Here is a 16,835-nt window from a genome sequence, read left to right on the forward strand (position 1 = left end):
GCCGCGCAGCTGTGCGCCGACTCGGTCCTCGTCTCGTCCAGGCGCGGGATAGACGCCGACGAGCCCGCCGCGGCGGCCAGGCTGGAGGCGATAAGGGACTGCCTGCGCCGGGGGCTGTCGCCCGAGCAGATGGCGGCGCGCAACGGCGGCCCGGTGGACCTGTCGCCGTCGACCATCTACCGCTGGGTCTCGGCGGGCTACGACGGCATGACCAACATGGAGCTCAGGCGCAAGGTCGGCTACAGGCCGAGGAAGCGCGCCGCGTGCCGGGCGGCGACCCGCCACTCCGCCCGCAGGTCACATGCCGCGTTCCTCGCCCTCGGGGAGGACGCGTGCGCCGCGGCCTGGGAGATGGACACCGTCGAGGGGGCCCGGGAGGACAGCGCCTGCCTGCTCACGCTGCTGCACCGCCCCAGCAGGCTCCAGCTCGCGCTGCCGCTGGAGGAGAAGACCGCCGGGTGCGTCGCGGGCGCCCTGGAGGGCGTCCGGGCGGTCCTCGGCGCCGACGGGACGCGCCGCGTGTTCCGCGCCGTGCTCACCGACAACGGCCCCGAGTTCTCCGACGAGGGCGCGATCGCCGCGCTGCTCGGCGAGGGGCGGGGCGAGACGAGGCTGTTCTACTGCGACCCCCGGCGCAGCGACCAGAAGGGCGCCTGCGAGCGCAACCACGTCGAGATCAGGAAGCTGCTGCCCAAGGGCCGCGGCCTCAGGTTCGACCGGCTCGCCCCGGCCGACCTGGCGCTGGCCATGTCGCACGTGAACTCCGAGCCCCGCGGCGCGCTCGGCTTCGCGACGCCCGCCCGCGCCTTCCGGGCGATGCTCGGCGGCGACGCGGCGGCGCTGCTCGAGGCGTACGGCGTGGAGGACGTGCCCGTCGAGGAGCTCGACCTGACGCCGGGGCTCATCGAGCGGGCGCGCGCGGAAAGGGGCGATGCCCCGCTGTCCTAGCCTAGAAGGAAAAACGGAATAGACGGACCGACCGTCCGGCTGAGTCTGGGAAGAGGCGCCGGGCGGCGGGCGGAGCATGGCCACCGGACCCATCGAAACACATCTCCACCGTTCCTTCAACTGGGAAAATGCCGCCCCCGGACCCCGGGAGGGGCCGCGGGGGCGTTCGGCTAACTGCGGGAATGGGCTATTTGCTCAATGTGTTCGGCTGAGATTGGAAATCAACCACGGAGTGGTGATTAGGCTGTTCACACCCCGACCGAGGTTCGAATCCATGCGGCGTCTGCCTAAAAGAAAAGCCCCCGTTGCCGGAGGCTTTCAAGTTCAATTGGTGCGGCGTATAGGATTCCGCGCATCCGCTTCGCGGATCCGCACCGGCTTCGCCCGCCCGCCGGCGGACTCGCCCGCTCGCTGCGGACGCTCCGCGTCCGCTTCACGCCCGCGCCTCGACCGAGGTTCGAATCCATGCAGTGCCGGCGTAAAAGAAAAGCCCCCGTTGCCGGAGGCTTTCGATTTCAATTGGTGCGGCGTATAGGATTCGAACCTATGACGTTCTGATTCGTAGTCAGACCCTCTATCCAGCTGAGGTAACGCCGCAGCGCAAGACATATAAAACCACTTTAGTTCGTTAGAGTCAAGCAAAATCTCAAACTTTTTTTCGCGCGGGCCGCAATTTGTCACGCTGCACCACAAGCATCAGCGCTTCTTGTGCGATCGATTGGCTTCTCAATCACATCGAACCCGGCGCCAAGCTCCCCCAGAAGCGAACGCACCCGTTGGGCACAGTCGTAGTCGGCAAACGAGATACTCAGCATGCGCGCCACCTGGTTAGAAGTTCCCACCTCATAAAACCGCTCAAGCGCCACAAGCCCCTCGTGCGTCACAAAGGTCTCGACCACATGCGGCGACTCCTCATAGCACCATTGCGTCAATGGTCCCTCACTCGTCTGCCGAACCACCAAGCCACCCATACCCGACGGCTCGCACGTTACCAGCAGGTGTTCCCCGCCCTCATCGCTCTGGAACAAAACAACCCGCTCGTCGAACAGCTCCATCGCGTCCCCTTTCTCTCGCTCTTATCTAGTAAAAGCATAGCAGGTAGATGACTGTATACAGAACAGTTGTTCGTGTATTTTCTATTGAGCTGTCCGCACGGCATGGTATGGACCTGCGCACGAAATAGGGCGCCCCCGAAGGAGCGCCCTTGCATATCGCCTATGCAGCCAAGTTATGCGACCGGCTCGATCTTCTCGAGGCCGCCCATGTAGGGACGCAGGACCTCGGGGATCGTGATGGTGCCGTCGGCGTTCTGGTAGTTCTCCAGAATGGCAGCCATGGTACGGCCAGCCGGCAGGCCGGAACCGTTAAGGGTGTGCAGGTAGCGCGAACCCTTGAAGTTCTCGGGGTCGCGATACTTGATGTTGGCGCGACGGGCCTGGAAGTCACCGCAGTTGGAGCAGGAGCTGATCTCCTTGTAGGCGTTGTAGCTCGGCAGCCAGACCTCGATGTCGTAGGTCTGACGGGCAGAGAAGCCCAAGTCGCCGGTGCACAGGCTAATCACGCGATACGGAAGGCCCAGCTGCTGCAGCAGGTACTCGGCCTCGGCGGTCATGCTCTCGAGCTCCTCGTCGGACTCCTCCGGCTTAGCGAACTTGACCATCTCGACCTTGTCGAACTCGTGCTGACGGATGATGCCACGGGTATCGCGACCGGCGGAACCGGCCTCCTCGCGGAAGCAGGGGGTGAAGGCGGTGTAGCGGCGCGGCAGGGTGTCGGCGTCGAGGACCTCACCGGCGTGCAGGTTGGTGAGCACGACCTCGGCGGTAGGGATCAGGAAGTTGTCGCCCGAGACGTGATAGGCGTCGTCCTCGAACTTGGGCAGCTGACCCGTACCGAACATGGTCTGACGCTTGACGACGATGGGCGGCCACCACTCCTTAAAGCCACGACTCGTGTGCGTGTCCAGGAAGAAGTTGATAAGGGCGCGCTCCAGGCGGGCGCCGGCGCCACCGAGAACGGTGAAGCGGCTGCCGGAGAGCTTGTTGCCGCGCTCGAAGTCAAGGATGTCGAGGTCGGTGCCCAGATCCCAGTGCGGCTTAAAGTCGAAGTCGAACTCGCGCGGGGTGCCCCAACGACGGCGCTCGATGTTCTCGTCCTCGTCCTTGCCGTACGGCGTGGCCTCGCAGGGAATGTTGGGCAGGTGAGCCATGAAGTCGTACTGCTCCTGCTCGAGGGCGGTGCGGCGCTCGGCCAGACCGTCAATCTTCTCGTTGACGGCGCGCACGGCCTCCTTGGCGGCCTCGGCCTCGTCCTTCTTGCCCTCCTTCATCAGGGCGCCGATCTTCTTGGACTCGGCATTGCGCGTGGCTTGAAGTTCCTCAACCTCGGTGATGACGGCACGACGCTCGTCGTCGAGCTCAAAGAACTTCTCGCGATCCCAAGACGTCTGGCGGTTAGCCATGGCGACATCGATGGCATCGGGGTTCTCGCGAACAAACTTGATATCAAGCATTAGATCCTCCGGCGATATACATTCCATTTAGGTTGCAACCTTGTACATGTATGGGCAAGTATATACTTATGAGCGTTTACGACCCAACTCAACTACGCAAGAAGGCACCCAATGGACGCAGTTTTTTCCTTTTTGTTTGGCACCCGCACCGGTTTTGCCATCCTTTTCGCCGGCGGCATCCTGCTGTTTGCGATTATTGCCTTTGTAATGGAGAAGCGCACCCATAAGATGTATGTCGACCGCGGCCCCAAGTCCGAGGACGAAGAAGACAGCTTCTGGGACTAACCTGCCAAAAAGGGACAGGTTTATTTTGGTCGGTTTTATCTGGGCAAACGCAAGTGCCCCGCAACTGGAATTGAGCCAGTTGCGGGGCACTTTTCGCTAAAAGGACAAAACCGCAGGAAAAACCTGCCAAAATAAACTGTCCCTTTTTTGGTCGGTTTTACTGGAGGGTTGCGTCGATTGCCTTGACCAGGGCGCTGCGCATGCCGGCGTCCTCGAGTGCAACGACGCCCTTGATGGTGGCACCGCCGGGCGAGCATACGGCATCCTTCATCGCCGCAGGATGCTGGCCAGTTGCAAGCTGCAGCTTTGCCGTACCCAGCACCATCTGGCTCACAATGCGATAAGCATCCGCACGCGGGATACCGTGCTTGACCGCCGCATCGCCCAGGGCCTCGATTGCCATGGCGACAAACGCCGGAGCGCAACCACCCACCGTGCCGCCCACAAACAGCAGGCTTGTGTCGAGCTCGACGACAGCGCCAAGCTTACCGAGCAGGTCGAGCACCACAGCACGCTGCTCGTCGTTAAGCGTCGAAGCCTTCTCGCAGGCGATGACGCCCTCGCCCACCGAAACCGGCGTGTTGGGCACCGTCGAGATATGCGCGACGCCCGGCAGGACCTGCTCCCACTTGGCACTGTCCCAGGTCCAGGCGACCGAAAGGATGATCTTGTCGGCTAGCGTATCCTTGAGTGAAGCGAAGACTTTCTCAATCATGTACGGCTTGACCGCCGCAACCACGATATCGGACGCGGCAACAACCTCCGCCGCATCATGGCAGGCAGCCATGCCCCGCGCCTCGCAACGCTCGACCAGAGCATCGTAGCGGCCTGCGCAGGCGCACATGTCGCCCGCGGCCACGCCGGCGGCAATCCAGCCATCGGCCATAGCGCTCGCCATATTGCCAAAACCGACAAATCCGATCTTCATATCACACAGTCCTCTCAGATGCGTTCCTCAAAACGAAAGCCATTGTCCCACGCTATTGTTTCGTATTGCCGACCTACTTGTGATACGGCTCGCCACGGCTGATCTTGCAGGCGCGGTAGATCTGCTCCAGCAGCACCACGCGCGCCAGGTTGTGCGGCAAGGTAATGCGCCCAAAGCTGAGCATCTCGTCGGCGCGGGCGCGCACGGCATCGCTCACGCCGTCCGATCCGCCGATTACAAAAGCGATGTCGCTGTTGCCTCGCAGCATGAGGTCATCGAGACGGGTCGAGAGCTCCTCACTCGAACGCTCCTTGCCCTCGATAGCCAGCAGAATCACATGTGCCCGCGGTGGCAGAGCGGCAAGAATCGCCGCACCTTCTTTGTCGCGCGCGGCATCCACGCCGCCCGCCTTGGCCGGATCGATATCGGCAACCTCGCGCATATCTACCTTGGCATAGGCACCTAGGCGCTTGGTGTACTCGGCGCACGCGTCCTTCCAAAAGCGCTCTTTGAGCTTGCCAACGCAAACAACAGTATATTTCACGCGCGTTTACTCCTTCGACTCGTTCTGAGCTTTGCCGGCGGTCAGCATCTGCTCGAACATCGAGGCCGACTGCGAGAAATCGCTCGGCAGCACGACCGTCGAGGTTTTGCCCGTGCGAGCGAACTCCGTCATCATCTCGGACCACTGCGTAAACATGAACAGCTGGTTAGCCTCGTCGTTACCGACGCCCGTCTCCTGGATGATCTCGAGCGAATCTTTGATGCCCAGCGCGATGGCCTTGCGCTGGTTGGCGATGCCCTCGCCCGCCTTTTCCATTGCCTCGGCCTCGGCGGTCGCCTCGGTAACGCGCTTGATGCGATCGGCCTCGGCGAGCTCCTGCGCAGCGGCGCGCTTTCGCTGGGCGGCGTTGATGTCGTTCATGGAGTTCTCGACCTCGGTCGGCAGCGCGATCTTGGTGATAAGTGTCGACACGAGGGTGAAGCCGTAGGCGGCCATTTGCTCGGACACGGTGGCGTTGACGTCCTTGGCGATATCGTCTTTTTTGGCAAAGACCTCATCGAGCGTGTAGACGGGGATGGAAGAGCGCAGGGCATCGGTGATGAAGTCACGCATCTGGTCGACGGGCTCCTGCAACATGTAGTAGCTCTTGTAGATGCCCGAATCTGCCGGGCCGGCGCCCATGTCATAGCTCACGTGGTACTGAGCAGAGACCTCAAGGCCGATAGTCACGTTGTCCTGGGTCTTAACGTCGATGCCAAAGCCGTTTTTCATGGTGCGCAGACTCACCGTGGCGGCTTTGCGGTCGATCACGGGCACCTTCATGTGGAAGCCCGCGTTGACGATGCGGTTGAACTTGCCCAGGCGCTCGATGATCACAGCATGCTGCTGTTCAACGACATAGCAGGCGTTGGGGAGCAGCAGCAACAAAATGATGATGGGAAGTAGAAGGCTCGTAAGGGTAGCGATGATACCGGACAACAGCATGGTTTCTCCTCTGAAAGGCACACGTTGACACTAGGATACCCGCACGAAGCAGCCACGTGACACCAACAGGAGGCCCATAACAAAAAAGCTCCCATTGCTGGGAGCTCTTTCATTTAATGGTGCGGGCGAAAGGACGTCCGCGTATCCGCTTCGCGGATCCGCACCGGCTTCGGCCGCCTGCCGGCGTCCTCGCCAGCTCGCTAAAAACGCTCCGCGTTTTCTTTGCGCTCGCTCCTTCACAGGTTCAAGTCCCTGCAATGGGCCCATAACAAAAAAGCTCCCATTGCTGGGAGCTCTTTCATTTAATGGTGCGGGCGAAAGGACTTGAACCTTCATGGGGTTGCCCCCATACGGACCTGAACCGTACGCGTCTGCCAATTCCGCCACGCCCGCGTGCAGGAATTAGAATAACGGAGCGCCACCGCGAACGCAAGAACTATTTTTGAAAAAGTTTGCGAGCATTTTCCCAGGCGGCCTGCGCAATCGGTTCAGGATCCTCACCGGTACGATCGACACGGTCATTGACTAGCGTGTTTGCCGTGATGGAAATCATTGCCGGCTCGCACTCAAGACCACGAATGGGCTCCGGCGCCATATACGGGCAATCCGTCTCGAACAAAATGCGATCGAGCGGGGTTGCCGCAAATGCCTCGCGCACGTCGTCGTTGCGCTTAAAGGTGGCCGCGCCACCATAGGCGATATAGCAGCCCAAATCCACAAAGCGCTCCATCGTGGCTCGATCCTCGCCAAAGCAGTGCAGCACGCAACCGGCCTGAGGAACACCCACCTCGCGCAGCACGTTGTACGCATCCATATGCGAGGTGCGCTCCCCATCCGAGTCCTCGTGCCGCAGGTGCAGCTCCACCGGCACATTGCGGCGCACGGCAACTTCGAGCTGACGCGCCATGCAATCAATCTGCACACTGTGGGGCGCCGGCGCGATGTCGTCGTCGTAATCCATGTGGTAGTCCAGACCGATCTCGCCGATACCGGCGCACAAAGGGTCATCGAGCGCAGCAACAACCTGCGCGTGAATGTCATCGGTATAATCCGGCGCGCCATAGGGGTGAACGCCAGCGAGATACTTAATCTGCGGAATATCCCGCATCGGCAGAATTTCGCGCACGAGCCAGTCGCTATAGTCCGTCACGCTGCGCTTGTCGGCGATGGGGTCGAGCATCGTCACCAACAGGTCGACGCCCGCGGCTTTGGCGCGCACGAGCGTCTCGGGCACCTCCTTGCCCCAAAACGAGAGCAGGTGCGCATGCGTATCGGCAAGCGGCGCCAGCGGCTCCGAACACGCAACCGTTTTCTTTTTCTTGGTAAACGTCACGCGTTCGGCATTAGGCGTCATGGATGAGCTCCTGGGCCAGACGGACAAAGTCGGCAACATCGAGCGTCTCGGCGCGCGTAGTGGGTGCGATACCGCAAGTCTCAAAGGCGGCATCGAGCACGTCCTTGGCAAAGCCGTTGGCGCTCATGGAATTGCGGATGGTCTTGCGACGCTGAGCAAATGCAGCGTCAATCACGCGGGCCACGAACTCGCGATCGAGTCCTTCGGGCACCACACCGTCAACACGGTCGATACGCACGACGGCCGAGTCCACGTGCGGCGCCGGCATAAAGCAACGCGGCGGCACCTCAAAGCGACCCGTAACCTGCGCATACAGGCCGAGCTTTGCCGTGTAGCCGCCATAGGTCTTGTTGCCCGGCGTTGCGGCAATACGATCTGCAACTTCCTTTTGCACCATGACGACAGCGCGCTTAAGTGCGGGCATCGTCTGGAAGAACTGAAGGATGATCGTCGCCGCCACGTTGTAGGGCAGATTCGCGACAAACACCGTCGGCTTACCGCCCGCAACCTGCTCGATTTGTTCCGGCGTCACCTTGAGCGCATCGCCCATGATAAAGCGGAAGTTGGCATAGTCGGCGGCGTGGGCGTCAAGCACCGGCTCAAGCTCGGGATCGGCCTCAATCGACGTGACGCACGCCGCCTCCTGCAGCAGGGCCAACGTCAGCGTACCGCAACCCGGGCCGACCTCGAGCACGCGCTCATCGCCCGCAAGCTCAGCGAGCTCACAGATACGTTCGATCACATGGTTGTCGATCAGGAAGTTTTGGCCCAGGCGATGCTTGGTCGCAAGGCCAAACTCCTCTAGCAGTTCCCTTGTTGCCGTGGGGTTTGCCAAAGGCGAAGTTGTCATAGTTGCCTCCTTAGCATGATGGCGGCGTCTTGAAACAAAAGGGCATGGACCGTTGCGGCCATGCCCTTACATCTAAACAGCAAATTGCCGATATGGCGCGCGGCGTCTTAGCCCAGACGCGGGAACAGCGGCTCACCCTTCTCGACGGGCTGACCACCGGCAAGCAGGCCCCAAGCGCAAATGCCCTTGAGGTCGTCGCTCGCGGCCTCGTCCTCGCAGGACAGGCGGCGCAGGGCTTCGGCAGAGGTCTGGGGCATGAGCGGCATCAGCAGGTGAGCGGCAATGCGGATGGCCTCGAGCAGGTTGTAGATCACAAATGCCAGCTCGTCAGCCTTGGCCTCGTCCTTGGCAAGTGCCCAGGGCTCAGAGTCCTCGATGTAGTGGTTGGCGGCGTGGATGAGCTCCATGACCTCGTCCTTGGCTCCGCCGTAATCGAGCACGTCCATCTTGGCCATGTAGCGCTCGACCAGGCCGTCGGCGATCTTTGCCAGCGGGTTGTCGAACGCATCGAACGATGCGGGCTTAGCGGGCGCGCAGCCGTCAAAGTACTTGCCGCTCATGTTGAGCGAACGCGAGATGAGGTTGCCCCAGCTGTTGGCCAGGTCGGCGTTGTAGACCTGCTCCATGCGATCGAAGCTGATGGCGCCGTCGGTGCCGGGGACGACGTCGGTCATAAAGTAGTAGCGATAGCCCTCGACGCCCAGCATGTTGATAACGTCCTGCGGAGCGATAGCGTTGCCGCGGCTCTTGGACATCTTCTCGGCCTTGCCGGTCTCGGCATTGCGCACGGTCAGGAAGCCGTGGGCAAAAACGTGCTCGGGCAGGGCCTCGCCGATGGCCATGAGCATGGCGGGCCAAATGACGCAGTGGAAGCGGATGATGTCCTTGCCCACGATGTGGAACTGCGCGGGCCAGCGATAGGCCAGCTCGGCACGTGCCTCGTCGGTGTCGACACCGTAGCCGACGGCCGTCATATAGTTGAGCAGCGCATCGAACCACACGTAGGTCACGTGGCCCTCGTCAAACGGGACCTGAATGCCCCAGTCAAAGCTCGTGCGGCTCACGGAAAGGTCGTTAAGGCCGCCCTCGACAAAGCTGCGCACCTCGTTCATGCGGAACGCAGGCTCGACAAAGTCGGGATGCTCGTCATAGAGCTTGAGCAGCTTGTCCTGGAAGGCGGAAAGCTTAAAGAAGTAGGACTCCTCCTGCACGCGCTCAAGCGGACGGTGGCAGTCGGGGCACAGGTGCTGGCCGACGCTGCCGTACTCCTCGTCGCCCTTCTGGACCTGCGTATCGGTGAAGTAGGTCTCGTCAGGCACGCAATACCAGCCGTCGTAGCTGCCCTTATACAGGTAACCGGACTCCTTCATGCGCTCCCACAGGTACTGCACGGCATGATGCTGGCGCGGCTCGGTGGTGCGGATGAAGTCGTCGTTGGAAATCTCGAGCTTGCTCCAAAGCTCCTTGAAGCGCGGGGCCTGGCTGTCGGTCCACTCCTGCGGCGTCATACCATGCTTGGCTGCGGCCTCGGCGACCTTCTCGCCGTGCTCGTCCATGCCGGTCAGGAACTTGACGTTATAGCCGGCGGAGCGGCGATAGCGAGCCTGAACGTCGGCGATGATGGTGGAATAAGCCGTGCCCAGGTGCGGATCGGCGTTGACGTAGTAGATGGGCGTCGTGATAAAGAACGAAGGCTTGCTTTGATCCATGGGGTTTGTCCTCCAGAAAAACGTTGCATACAGGGGATGATTCTAGCGCAAGGGCTGGATATCCTCCATCTATTGCATATCGAGCACTATGGCATAGACATCGCGCTTGCGGCGCGAATACTTCTGAGACAGGCGCTTGGCCACCGCAGAGGCGGGCTCCCCCTCCTCGAGTGCGGCGCGGATATCCTCGCGCAGGGCCTCGTCGGGATCCGCTGCCGCGGCGCCAACCGGCACGATGCCGGCATCCTCGTCCTCGCTCGGCGGCGCGATGACCAGCGCAATCTCGCCCTTTACCTCGCCGCGAGCACGCAGCTCTTCGGCGAGCTGGGCGGCGGGCCCGCGCAAGACCTCCTCGTGCAGCTTGGTGAGTTCGCGGCAGACGGCAACCTCACGCTGGGGAAAGACCTCCGCCACGGCCTCGAGCGTCGCCACGATGCGATGTGGAGACTCGTAGAAGATGAGTGCGCCGGGCACCACGGCAAGGCGCTGCAAACGACGCACGCGGTCGCCGTGCTTTCGGCCCAAAAAGCCCTCGAAGAAAAAATGCTCACAGGGAATGCCGGACGAAACGAGCGCCGTGACGCAAGCAGAGGGCCCGGGGATAACTTCGACGGGCACATCAGCCTCGCGCGCCGCCTCGACCAGCGCCTGGCCGGGGTCTGACACGCTCGGCATACCGGCATCCGAGGCAAAGGCGAGGGTCTCCCCCGCCAACAGACGGTCGACCAGACCGGCGGCACGGCTGGCGATCACATTCTCGTCGCAACGGACAAGCGGCTTGGAAATTCCCAGGTGCATCAGCAGCTTTGACGTCACACGCGTGTCTTCGCAGCAAATGGCATCGGCGACGGCAAACGCCTCGCCAACGCGCGGGGACAGGTCGCCCAGGTTACCGATGGGCGTACCGACCACATAGAGTTTGCCCGTGTGGGCGCTGTTTTGCGTCATATCAACCTATTCAATCATGCCGCGCTCGAGCGTACCGAGCGCCGCGCGAGCGTCCCATGCTGCAATGCGCTTCTCGGTCTTCCACGTTTGGAAGAACCAACCGGCAGCCGGCGCAAACGAAGCCAGCTGGTTGGCGATAAACACGCGCTCGTAGGCATTGCGGCCCTCGGGCGTAACCGACGAGTTGGCAAAGATCGCCGCACCCGACCATTCGCCCACCAGCACGGGGAACCCAGTCGAAATCGCTTCTTTAAGCTCGCGCTTGTTACGCGAAATCGCCGTCGTCAGCCCGCGGGGGCTCGTGATGTCGAGCGCATGCTCGTCGCGGTAATGGTACAGGTGAAGGTCCATGTAGACGTTCTTGTACTTGGCGCCGCGCATAAAATGCTTCCACTCGCTGGGATGCCCCGAAGACGAGAAGACGACGATCTTATCCTCGGGCATATACGAACGGACGAGCTCGTAGGCATCGCGATAGAAATTGCGTAGGTAGTGGGCCGGAATGCCATCCGTCATGGTAAAGAGACTCTTGCGGACGCTCATCTGTGGCGTATCCAGCAGCTCAATGCCCAGCAGGCTCTCGGCCTCGCCGTAGCGATCGGCCAAGCGCTCGAGCACGTCGAGCGCGACATGACGGCCGTTGGTGGACGAATGCCACTCGGCAACAGCCTCCGGCGTGGTGGGCGAATCATTGGAATCGCCCTGGCCACCGGGCACCGTCGCCAGATCGAGCAGCACGCGGATGTCATACTTGGCAGCCCACTCAATTGCACGGTCGATGTAGTCGACAACCGAGATGTAGGACGCATCGGACTCCTGCGAGCCAAAGGCATACCAGGGCACCGGCAGGCGCACGGCATTGAGACCGATCTGCGCCATGCGGCGAAAATCGTCCTCGCTCACAAACGTCTCGTAATGACGGCGCATGCGCTCGTTATAGGCGGCGGTGCCCATGGCCTCCTGCAGCTCGGCCGCGTTGGATGCACCGGTCGCCGCGTATAGCGACGGGGTCACCCAAGGCTCGGGAATAAACCAGCCAGAGAGATTAACGCCGAGTGTCCTCTCCATCACTGCCCCCTTCGGATCGTGCAGGCCGAGCCTGCATCGTATTGCATAGGAAAAGTATCGTTTTGAGTATACCCGCGCGTGCGGACAGACGACCGAACGGTCTGTAAAGTGGCGCAAAAGCGGGAGGAATGTCTGGGCGGGCGGGCACGAGCTGGTGCGCCGAGATGTGCACGCACGTCGGAAGTAAGCACCGGAAAGCGCATGCCGTTTTCTCGTTCAATAACGGGATGCATTTCCGCGGGTCTACATAAAAGAAAAGGACCCCTTTGCAGAGGTCCTAGTCAATTCAAGGTGGCGGGGAAGGGAATCGCGTCCGCGCGCTGCGCGGACGGACCGCTGCGGCGCTTGCGCGCCTTGCGAGCTACGCTGGCAAACGCTAACGCGTTTCCTCAGCTCCGCGCCCTCACGGGGTTCGATTCCGTGCAGGGTCTATATAAAAGAAAAGGACCCCTTTGCAGAGGTCCTAGTCAATTCAAGGTGGCGGGGAAGGGAATCGAACCCCTGACACGAGGATTTTCAGTCCTCTGCTCTACCAACTGAGCTACCCAGCCATTTGAGGTGTGCCTTGTTTCAAGACTTGATTAGTATAACCAAGGACACGCTCCGGTCAACCGAGAATTTGAAAAAAGTTTTTGAGCACGGCGTCGGCCACAAGTCCGACCCTATAGAACAGCACGTTGGAGACATCAACCCGCCGCAAGAAGTTTTTCGCTCAGGGCTGCACGGGCAAACTCACTTGGCGTCATTCCTTCAGCCGCCGCCCGTCGACGAATCGCCTCCTTCATCCCTAGGGGAATCTTGACCGATAGCGTTGCCGTCCCTTCGCTTGAGAGTGGAGGCCGCCCGTGCACGATCCCCCCAACGGTATGCTCGCCGTCCGGAAACTCGCCATGCTCGTACGACTCGCACCACGTGTCAATCATTTCATCCGTTATAACCTGACCATTGGCAGCCGTATACGCCTTGCTCATCATCGGCCCTTCCGTCAAGTGTTTTTTGGCGTTCGGATGGATCTCAACATCCATGCACCTTCTCCTCCATCTTACCCAATTTCGTATGACGAAAGTCCGCTGTCGCCAATTCTTACGCCGGCACTTGTTGGAGGGCGGGAGGTGTAGCGAGGATTGAAGGGCGTTCCAGCACCGCCCAGGCACCGGGACAGGAACACATGCGCCAAGGACGGACGTTTTCGTAGTGCGCGAGGACGTTGCCGTTTCGATCGATAAAGGCAATGTCGATGGGATAGGCCATAAAGCAGGTGTGAACCGAAGAGCAGCGTGGAAACGCCATAACGAGCGGCAACCCGTTGGCAGCAATCGGAGACTGTCTCAGCATGCCACGCAGGCGCACGGCAAACGACTCCGCCACCACAAACTCGGCAGGCGTCCAACCCAGCCTGTTGAGCGCCCGCGCGTAGGCAATGTAGGATGAGACCGCGGTCACATAACCACCCCCGGACGCCACGGATCGACTGTCACCGCGCGCTCGTGCGACAACTTTGCCGGCGCCCCCAGCGAAACGCCGGCGATGCTGAGCGAGCTCGGCCACGGCTCGTAGCGCATGGTGCAGGTATAGGTCCTAAACGTACCGGAAAGCGAAAGCAGACCGCCATCCGATGTCGTCGCACCCTGTTTGCTTGAGACCTCGATCTGCAAGCCATAGCCTTCCATGGCATGTTGAATCTGAGCCTGAACGGTCGCGGAGGCATCGATGGAGCTGTCGTCGCCCTCCCCGCTCGGAGCCACGGCGTGTGCTAGCACGATATCGGGCACCACGCGGTCGAAGCGTGCGACCGCACCGGCAAAGATCATGACGTTGTACACGATGAGTGCCAGAACCAGCAGGACGGGCGTGACCACGGCCATCTCGACCGTCGCCTGGGCGCGCTCCTCGCGCAGGCGCTTGCGGATGCTCATTACGACCCACCGCCCAGGGCACCCGCCAGCGTGGCAACATCGACGGTAAGTGGGATGGAACCGCCGCCGGGCAGCGGAATCTCCGCTAGCGTGAACACCGCACCGCTGATAGTGCGCTCGACTTGATATTCCAGCGCCTCGCAAAGCGCCTTGGGGTCGGTCACGCCCAGCGGAATACTTCGTAGCTTGTCCTGCACTTTAGAAAGACCTGTGATGTCAGACCCCGGGCTCTTGATGACATTGGCGGTGTCGGTCAGCACCGGCTTTCGTAGGCGCAAGTCGCACGGCTCCAAGCCCAGCGCCGCCACGGACGCCGAAACGGTATCGCCGAGCCACGACGCAATGGAGCCCAACGCACCGCTGCCCCCTCCCAGGCCATCGATCATCTCGCCCATGAGCTCGTCAGCCGAGCCTTGGATGTCTCCGTATCCCACAAGCAGCCGTCCCCAGACATCCATGACGCCATCGAGTACGCCGGCAACGCCACCCGAGCGTTCCTTCAATGTCGAGAAAAATCGCGAAAGCACGTTGTTTTGCGCCGTCGCCTCATCGGGCGCCAGCACCGCGGCAGAGATGGCACCGCGATCGCCAAGCCTGACTGCCGCGTTAAACGAAGAGTTGAGCTCATCGGGGCTCGAGATGGCACCCGAAACCGCAAAGGCAACCACGCCGTTGCGACCGGGCGGAGCGATACGCGGACGCTCGCCCGAAAGCGCTTTAATGGCCTGGTCAAACGCATTGCTCGCACGGTCGGCCTCATCCTCGGTCTGACGCATGAGCTCAAGCTCTTTGTTCCGACATTTGACGTATTCCTCCAAGGCCTTTTTGAACTCGTCGAAGTGATATTCGAAGCCGTTTTCGATAGAGGTTGAAGGCGCCGCAACAGCACCAAGCGACAAAACGCCAAAATGGCATTTGCTGCATTTATCCTGTCCATCGTAATCGGCAACCGAAGCAAATCCGCTCGGCGTCCCTTTCTTATAGTTAGGGCAGGTCGTCCCGTAATGCAGATACGCCTTGTCATCGTTCACGCTAGTCGGCCACACCGCATCGGTATAGAGTTCCGTCGCCCGAACCTCATCAGAGTTGCGCGGCAGCAGCGGAATATAGGAGGAAACCCTGTCTCCGTTCTCGGTTATATGCGCCCGATCGACCTCCGCGCTCGCATAGGTATAAAACGCCTTACGCGCCGCAGACTCTGCCTTCATCTCGACACTCGAGCCGTGGGGCTTCTCATTTGTCAGACGCCAATGGTAGTAGTCCTTCGCGCGATCAAGGGCAACTTGGGGCTCCCACGTAACGCTCGATGAGTAATGCGGATTTTGAACACCGGAGAGATCCGTTAGGCTTTTCGCACGCTCCCACATGCAAGAACAGCTGCCGACCGAGCCCTTGTCAGACCCACCACAATCCGCCAGCCAAGCACGCTCTTTAGCCTTCGCCGTGTCCTCAGAAGCCTTCCGCAGCTCCTCGGCCGCACACTCTAAATCATCTGATGTGTCTTTAATGGCATCGGTCGAGATCTCGGACCCCTCGAGCGCAGCGAAGTCAGACTCGGATGTCCTGGGCACGGCAAGCGCCGTACCGGTATAGGTCACACTATCGGTATCCTGCGCCGACACCGCCTGCGTGGCACGCGCGGCGATCAGATACGGCAGAGCCGTCTCGATTTTCTGTAAGCCTTCCGATGCGCTTTTGGCAAACTTGTTGCGCGTTTTAATGATCTCAATCCCGGTGTCGACCATATTGCCGGCAACCGGCTCGGCACCCGGGATGAGGATGGCGACCAGGCCCGTCCCGATCGTGGCAAACCCCGCCAGCCCCAGACTCAAGATGCTCGCATCAACCACCGTGGCAGCCGTGTGATAGGACGACACTACGTTGGCACCCGCCAGCGCGCCACTATCAGCCGCCACCTGAGTATCCCCGGCACGCGACATGCTCCATATCGCCGCGGTCGACGAAAACAACAATGTGAGCACCACTAGGATGACCACGGCAGAAGAAAGCGTGGTATAGGCGCCGTCTTCGATAAACAGATCGACACCGGCTCGACCCATAAAGCCGCCTCGTTTGCGGAGAGCGCCTGGTCGACGGCGGGCCGCAAACCCTTGCGTCACCCGCAACAGGCAGCGCCTAATCCCATGCAGCAATCCACGAATCATAATCTCCCTCCAGCCATTCGGGACGCGATTGATACGAGACATCGACCTTGAGCTCAACGTAGCCGCCCTCGGCGGTACCACCCATAGCCTGCGCAAACGCACCGATCACAGGCAACGGCTTGACCTCGCCGGAAACGGACACGGACGAGACGCCACCCGCACCGGCCCGGCCAAGCTCGATATCCCACGACAACGGCCCGCCGGCATGAAAGATCGAAACGTTGGGCACTGCGGCAAGTCGGCGGCGGGTGAACTCCTTAAGATCGTCGTCCTCCGCCGTCGTCGTGGTCATGAGCCGCGCGGTCTCGGCGGCGGCAGACTCCATGACCGCGCGCGTATAGAGCAGGCACACCGGTTGCAGCGCGAGAAGGATGAGTGTCAGAAACGTCGGCAGCAAAAAAGCGGCCTCGACCGTAGACTGCGCCCGGTCCTCGCGCGCGGCATCAATACAACGCGATGTCCTTAGCGGCCGCAGCGGCGTCGATAACCGACGTCGAGGTGACGCCGTGAGATGCCGTCCGCTCGACCAGCGCCGCCAAGCGCCCATCGGCACCGGCACGCCAAAGCCCTGCGATCGCCAGCACGATGGAAAGCAGTGCCACCGTGACGATGGCGTATTCGACCGTTGCCTGGGCAGATTCCTCGCGCAGGACATAATGCATT

At 61.2% G+C, this 16,835-nt stretch carries 18 protein-coding genes and 3 tRNA genes; 2 read left to right on the forward strand and 19 right to left on the reverse strand.

The window, feature by feature from the left end:
• Positions 1–948 (forward strand): IS30 family transposase (locus tag AAAX73_RS00005; RefSeq protein WP_349124659.1); only part of this gene is annotated, 948 nt, incomplete at its 5' end.
• A gap of 520 nt (positions 949–1,468) precedes the next feature.
• Here AAAX73_RS00005 and AAAX73_RS00010 read toward each other — a convergent pair.
• From AAAX73_RS00010 to serS, 3 genes are all read right to left on the reverse strand, one after another.
• Positions 1,469–1,545 (reverse strand) — tRNA-Arg (locus AAAX73_RS00010).
• Between the two features lie 80 nt (positions 1,546–1,625).
• On the reverse strand, positions 1,626–2,003 hold the full coding sequence (locus AAAX73_RS00015) for a hypothetical protein (RefSeq protein ID WP_349124660.1): 378 nt from the start codon (positions 2,001–2,003) through the stop codon (positions 1,626–1,628).
• Positions 2,004–2,176: 173 nt separating this feature from the next.
• Positions 2,177–3,460: a serine--tRNA ligase gene (gene serS / locus AAAX73_RS00020; RefSeq protein WP_055285929.1), complete on the reverse strand. Its 1,284-nt coding sequence runs from the start codon at positions 3,458–3,460 to the stop codon at positions 2,177–2,179.
• Positions 3,461–3,571: 111 nt separating this feature from the next.
• On the opposite strand from serS, the gene AAAX73_RS00025 reads away from it, so the two are divergent.
• On the forward strand, positions 3,572–3,745 hold the full coding sequence (locus tag AAAX73_RS00025; protein WP_168170424.1) for a DUF6724 family protein: 174 nt from the start codon (positions 3,572–3,574) through the stop codon (positions 3,743–3,745).
• Positions 3,746–3,902: 157 nt separating this feature from the next.
• Here AAAX73_RS00025 and proC read toward each other — a convergent pair whose 3' ends face one another.
• The 16 genes from proC to AAAX73_RS00105 all read right to left on the reverse strand — a co-directional run bounded on the left by proC (position 3,903) and on the right by AAAX73_RS00105 (position 16,834).
• Positions 3,903–4,673 (reverse strand): pyrroline-5-carboxylate reductase, encoded by a 771-nt coding sequence (gene proC, locus AAAX73_RS00030; RefSeq protein ID WP_349124661.1) that lies wholly within the window; start codon positions 4,671–4,673, stop codon positions 3,903–3,905.
• 73 nt (positions 4,674–4,746) lie between these two features.
• Positions 4,747–5,217, reverse strand: a complete 471-nt coding sequence (gene rlmH, locus AAAX73_RS00035; RefSeq protein WP_349124662.1) for a 23S rRNA (pseudouridine(1915)-N(3))-methyltransferase RlmH — start codon at positions 5,215–5,217, stop codon at positions 4,747–4,749.
• A 6-nt stretch (positions 5,218–5,223) separates the two neighbouring features.
• Entirely contained in the window at positions 5,224–6,162 is a 939-nt protein-coding gene (locus tag AAAX73_RS00040) for an SPFH domain-containing protein (protein ID WP_349124663.1), read from the reverse strand.
• Positions 6,163–6,468: 306 nt separating this feature from the next.
• Positions 6,469–6,555 (reverse strand) — tRNA-Leu (locus tag AAAX73_RS00045).
• 43 nt (positions 6,556–6,598) lie between these two features.
• Positions 6,599–7,516: a TatD family hydrolase gene (locus tag AAAX73_RS00050; protein WP_349124664.1), complete on the reverse strand. Its 918-nt coding sequence runs from the start codon at positions 7,514–7,516 to the stop codon at positions 6,599–6,601.
• Positions 7,506–8,366, reverse strand: a complete 861-nt coding sequence (rsmA, locus tag AAAX73_RS00055; protein WP_118080814.1) for a 16S rRNA (adenine(1518)-N(6)/adenine(1519)-N(6))-dimethyltransferase RsmA — start codon at positions 8,364–8,366, stop codon at positions 7,506–7,508. The genes AAAX73_RS00050 and rsmA overlap by 11 nt, the downstream gene beginning before the upstream one ends.
• 107 nt (positions 8,367–8,473) lie before the next feature.
• Entirely contained in the window at positions 8,474–10,075 is a 1,602-nt protein-coding gene (metG, locus tag AAAX73_RS00060; protein WP_118080812.1) for a methionine--tRNA ligase, read from the reverse strand.
• 69 nt (positions 10,076–10,144) lie between these two features.
• Positions 10,145–11,023 (reverse strand): 16S rRNA (cytidine(1402)-2'-O)-methyltransferase, encoded by an 879-nt coding sequence (gene rsmI / locus AAAX73_RS00065; RefSeq protein WP_118080810.1) that lies wholly within the window; start codon positions 11,021–11,023, stop codon positions 10,145–10,147.
• A gap of 6 nt (positions 11,024–11,029) precedes the next feature.
• Positions 11,030–12,091: a cellulase family glycosylhydrolase gene (locus AAAX73_RS00070; protein WP_118080808.1), complete on the reverse strand. Its 1,062-nt coding sequence runs from the start codon at positions 12,089–12,091 to the stop codon at positions 11,030–11,032.
• 478 nt (positions 12,092–12,569) lie between these two features.
• Positions 12,570–12,642, reverse strand: a tRNA-Phe gene (locus AAAX73_RS00075).
• Positions 12,643–12,777: 135 nt separating this feature from the next.
• Positions 12,778–13,116: a ribbon-helix-helix domain-containing protein gene (locus AAAX73_RS00080; RefSeq protein ID WP_349124665.1), complete on the reverse strand. Its 339-nt coding sequence runs from the start codon at positions 13,114–13,116 to the stop codon at positions 12,778–12,780.
• A 58-nt stretch (positions 13,117–13,174) separates the two neighbouring features.
• Entirely contained in the window at positions 13,175–13,534 is a 360-nt protein-coding gene (locus AAAX73_RS00085; RefSeq protein ID WP_349124666.1) for a DUF192 domain-containing protein, read from the reverse strand.
• Positions 13,531–14,007, reverse strand: a complete 477-nt coding sequence (locus AAAX73_RS00090) for a hypothetical protein (protein ID WP_349124667.1) — start codon at positions 14,005–14,007, stop codon at positions 13,531–13,533. The genes AAAX73_RS00085 and AAAX73_RS00090 overlap by 4 nt, the downstream gene beginning before the upstream one ends.
• Complete coding sequence (locus AAAX73_RS00095) at positions 14,007–16,067, reverse strand: hypothetical protein (protein WP_349124668.1); 2,061 nt, start codon at positions 16,065–16,067, stop codon at positions 14,007–14,009. The genes AAAX73_RS00090 and AAAX73_RS00095 overlap by 1 nt, the downstream gene beginning before the upstream one ends.
• A gap of 76 nt (positions 16,068–16,143) precedes the next feature.
• Positions 16,144–16,647, reverse strand: coding sequence for a TadE family protein (locus AAAX73_RS00100; RefSeq protein WP_349124865.1), 504 nt, complete (start codon positions 16,645–16,647; stop codon positions 16,144–16,146).
• Positions 16,616–16,834, reverse strand: coding sequence for a hypothetical protein (locus AAAX73_RS00105; RefSeq protein ID WP_349124669.1), 219 nt, complete (start codon positions 16,832–16,834; stop codon positions 16,616–16,618). Before AAAX73_RS00105 ends, AAAX73_RS00100 begins: the two co-directional genes overlap by 32 nt.
• Position 16,835 lies beyond the last annotated feature (1 nt).

This window comes from Collinsella sp. CLA-ER-H9 (assembly GCF_040092295.1).
GTDB lineage: Bacteria > Actinomycetota > Coriobacteriia > Coriobacteriales > Coriobacteriaceae > Collinsella.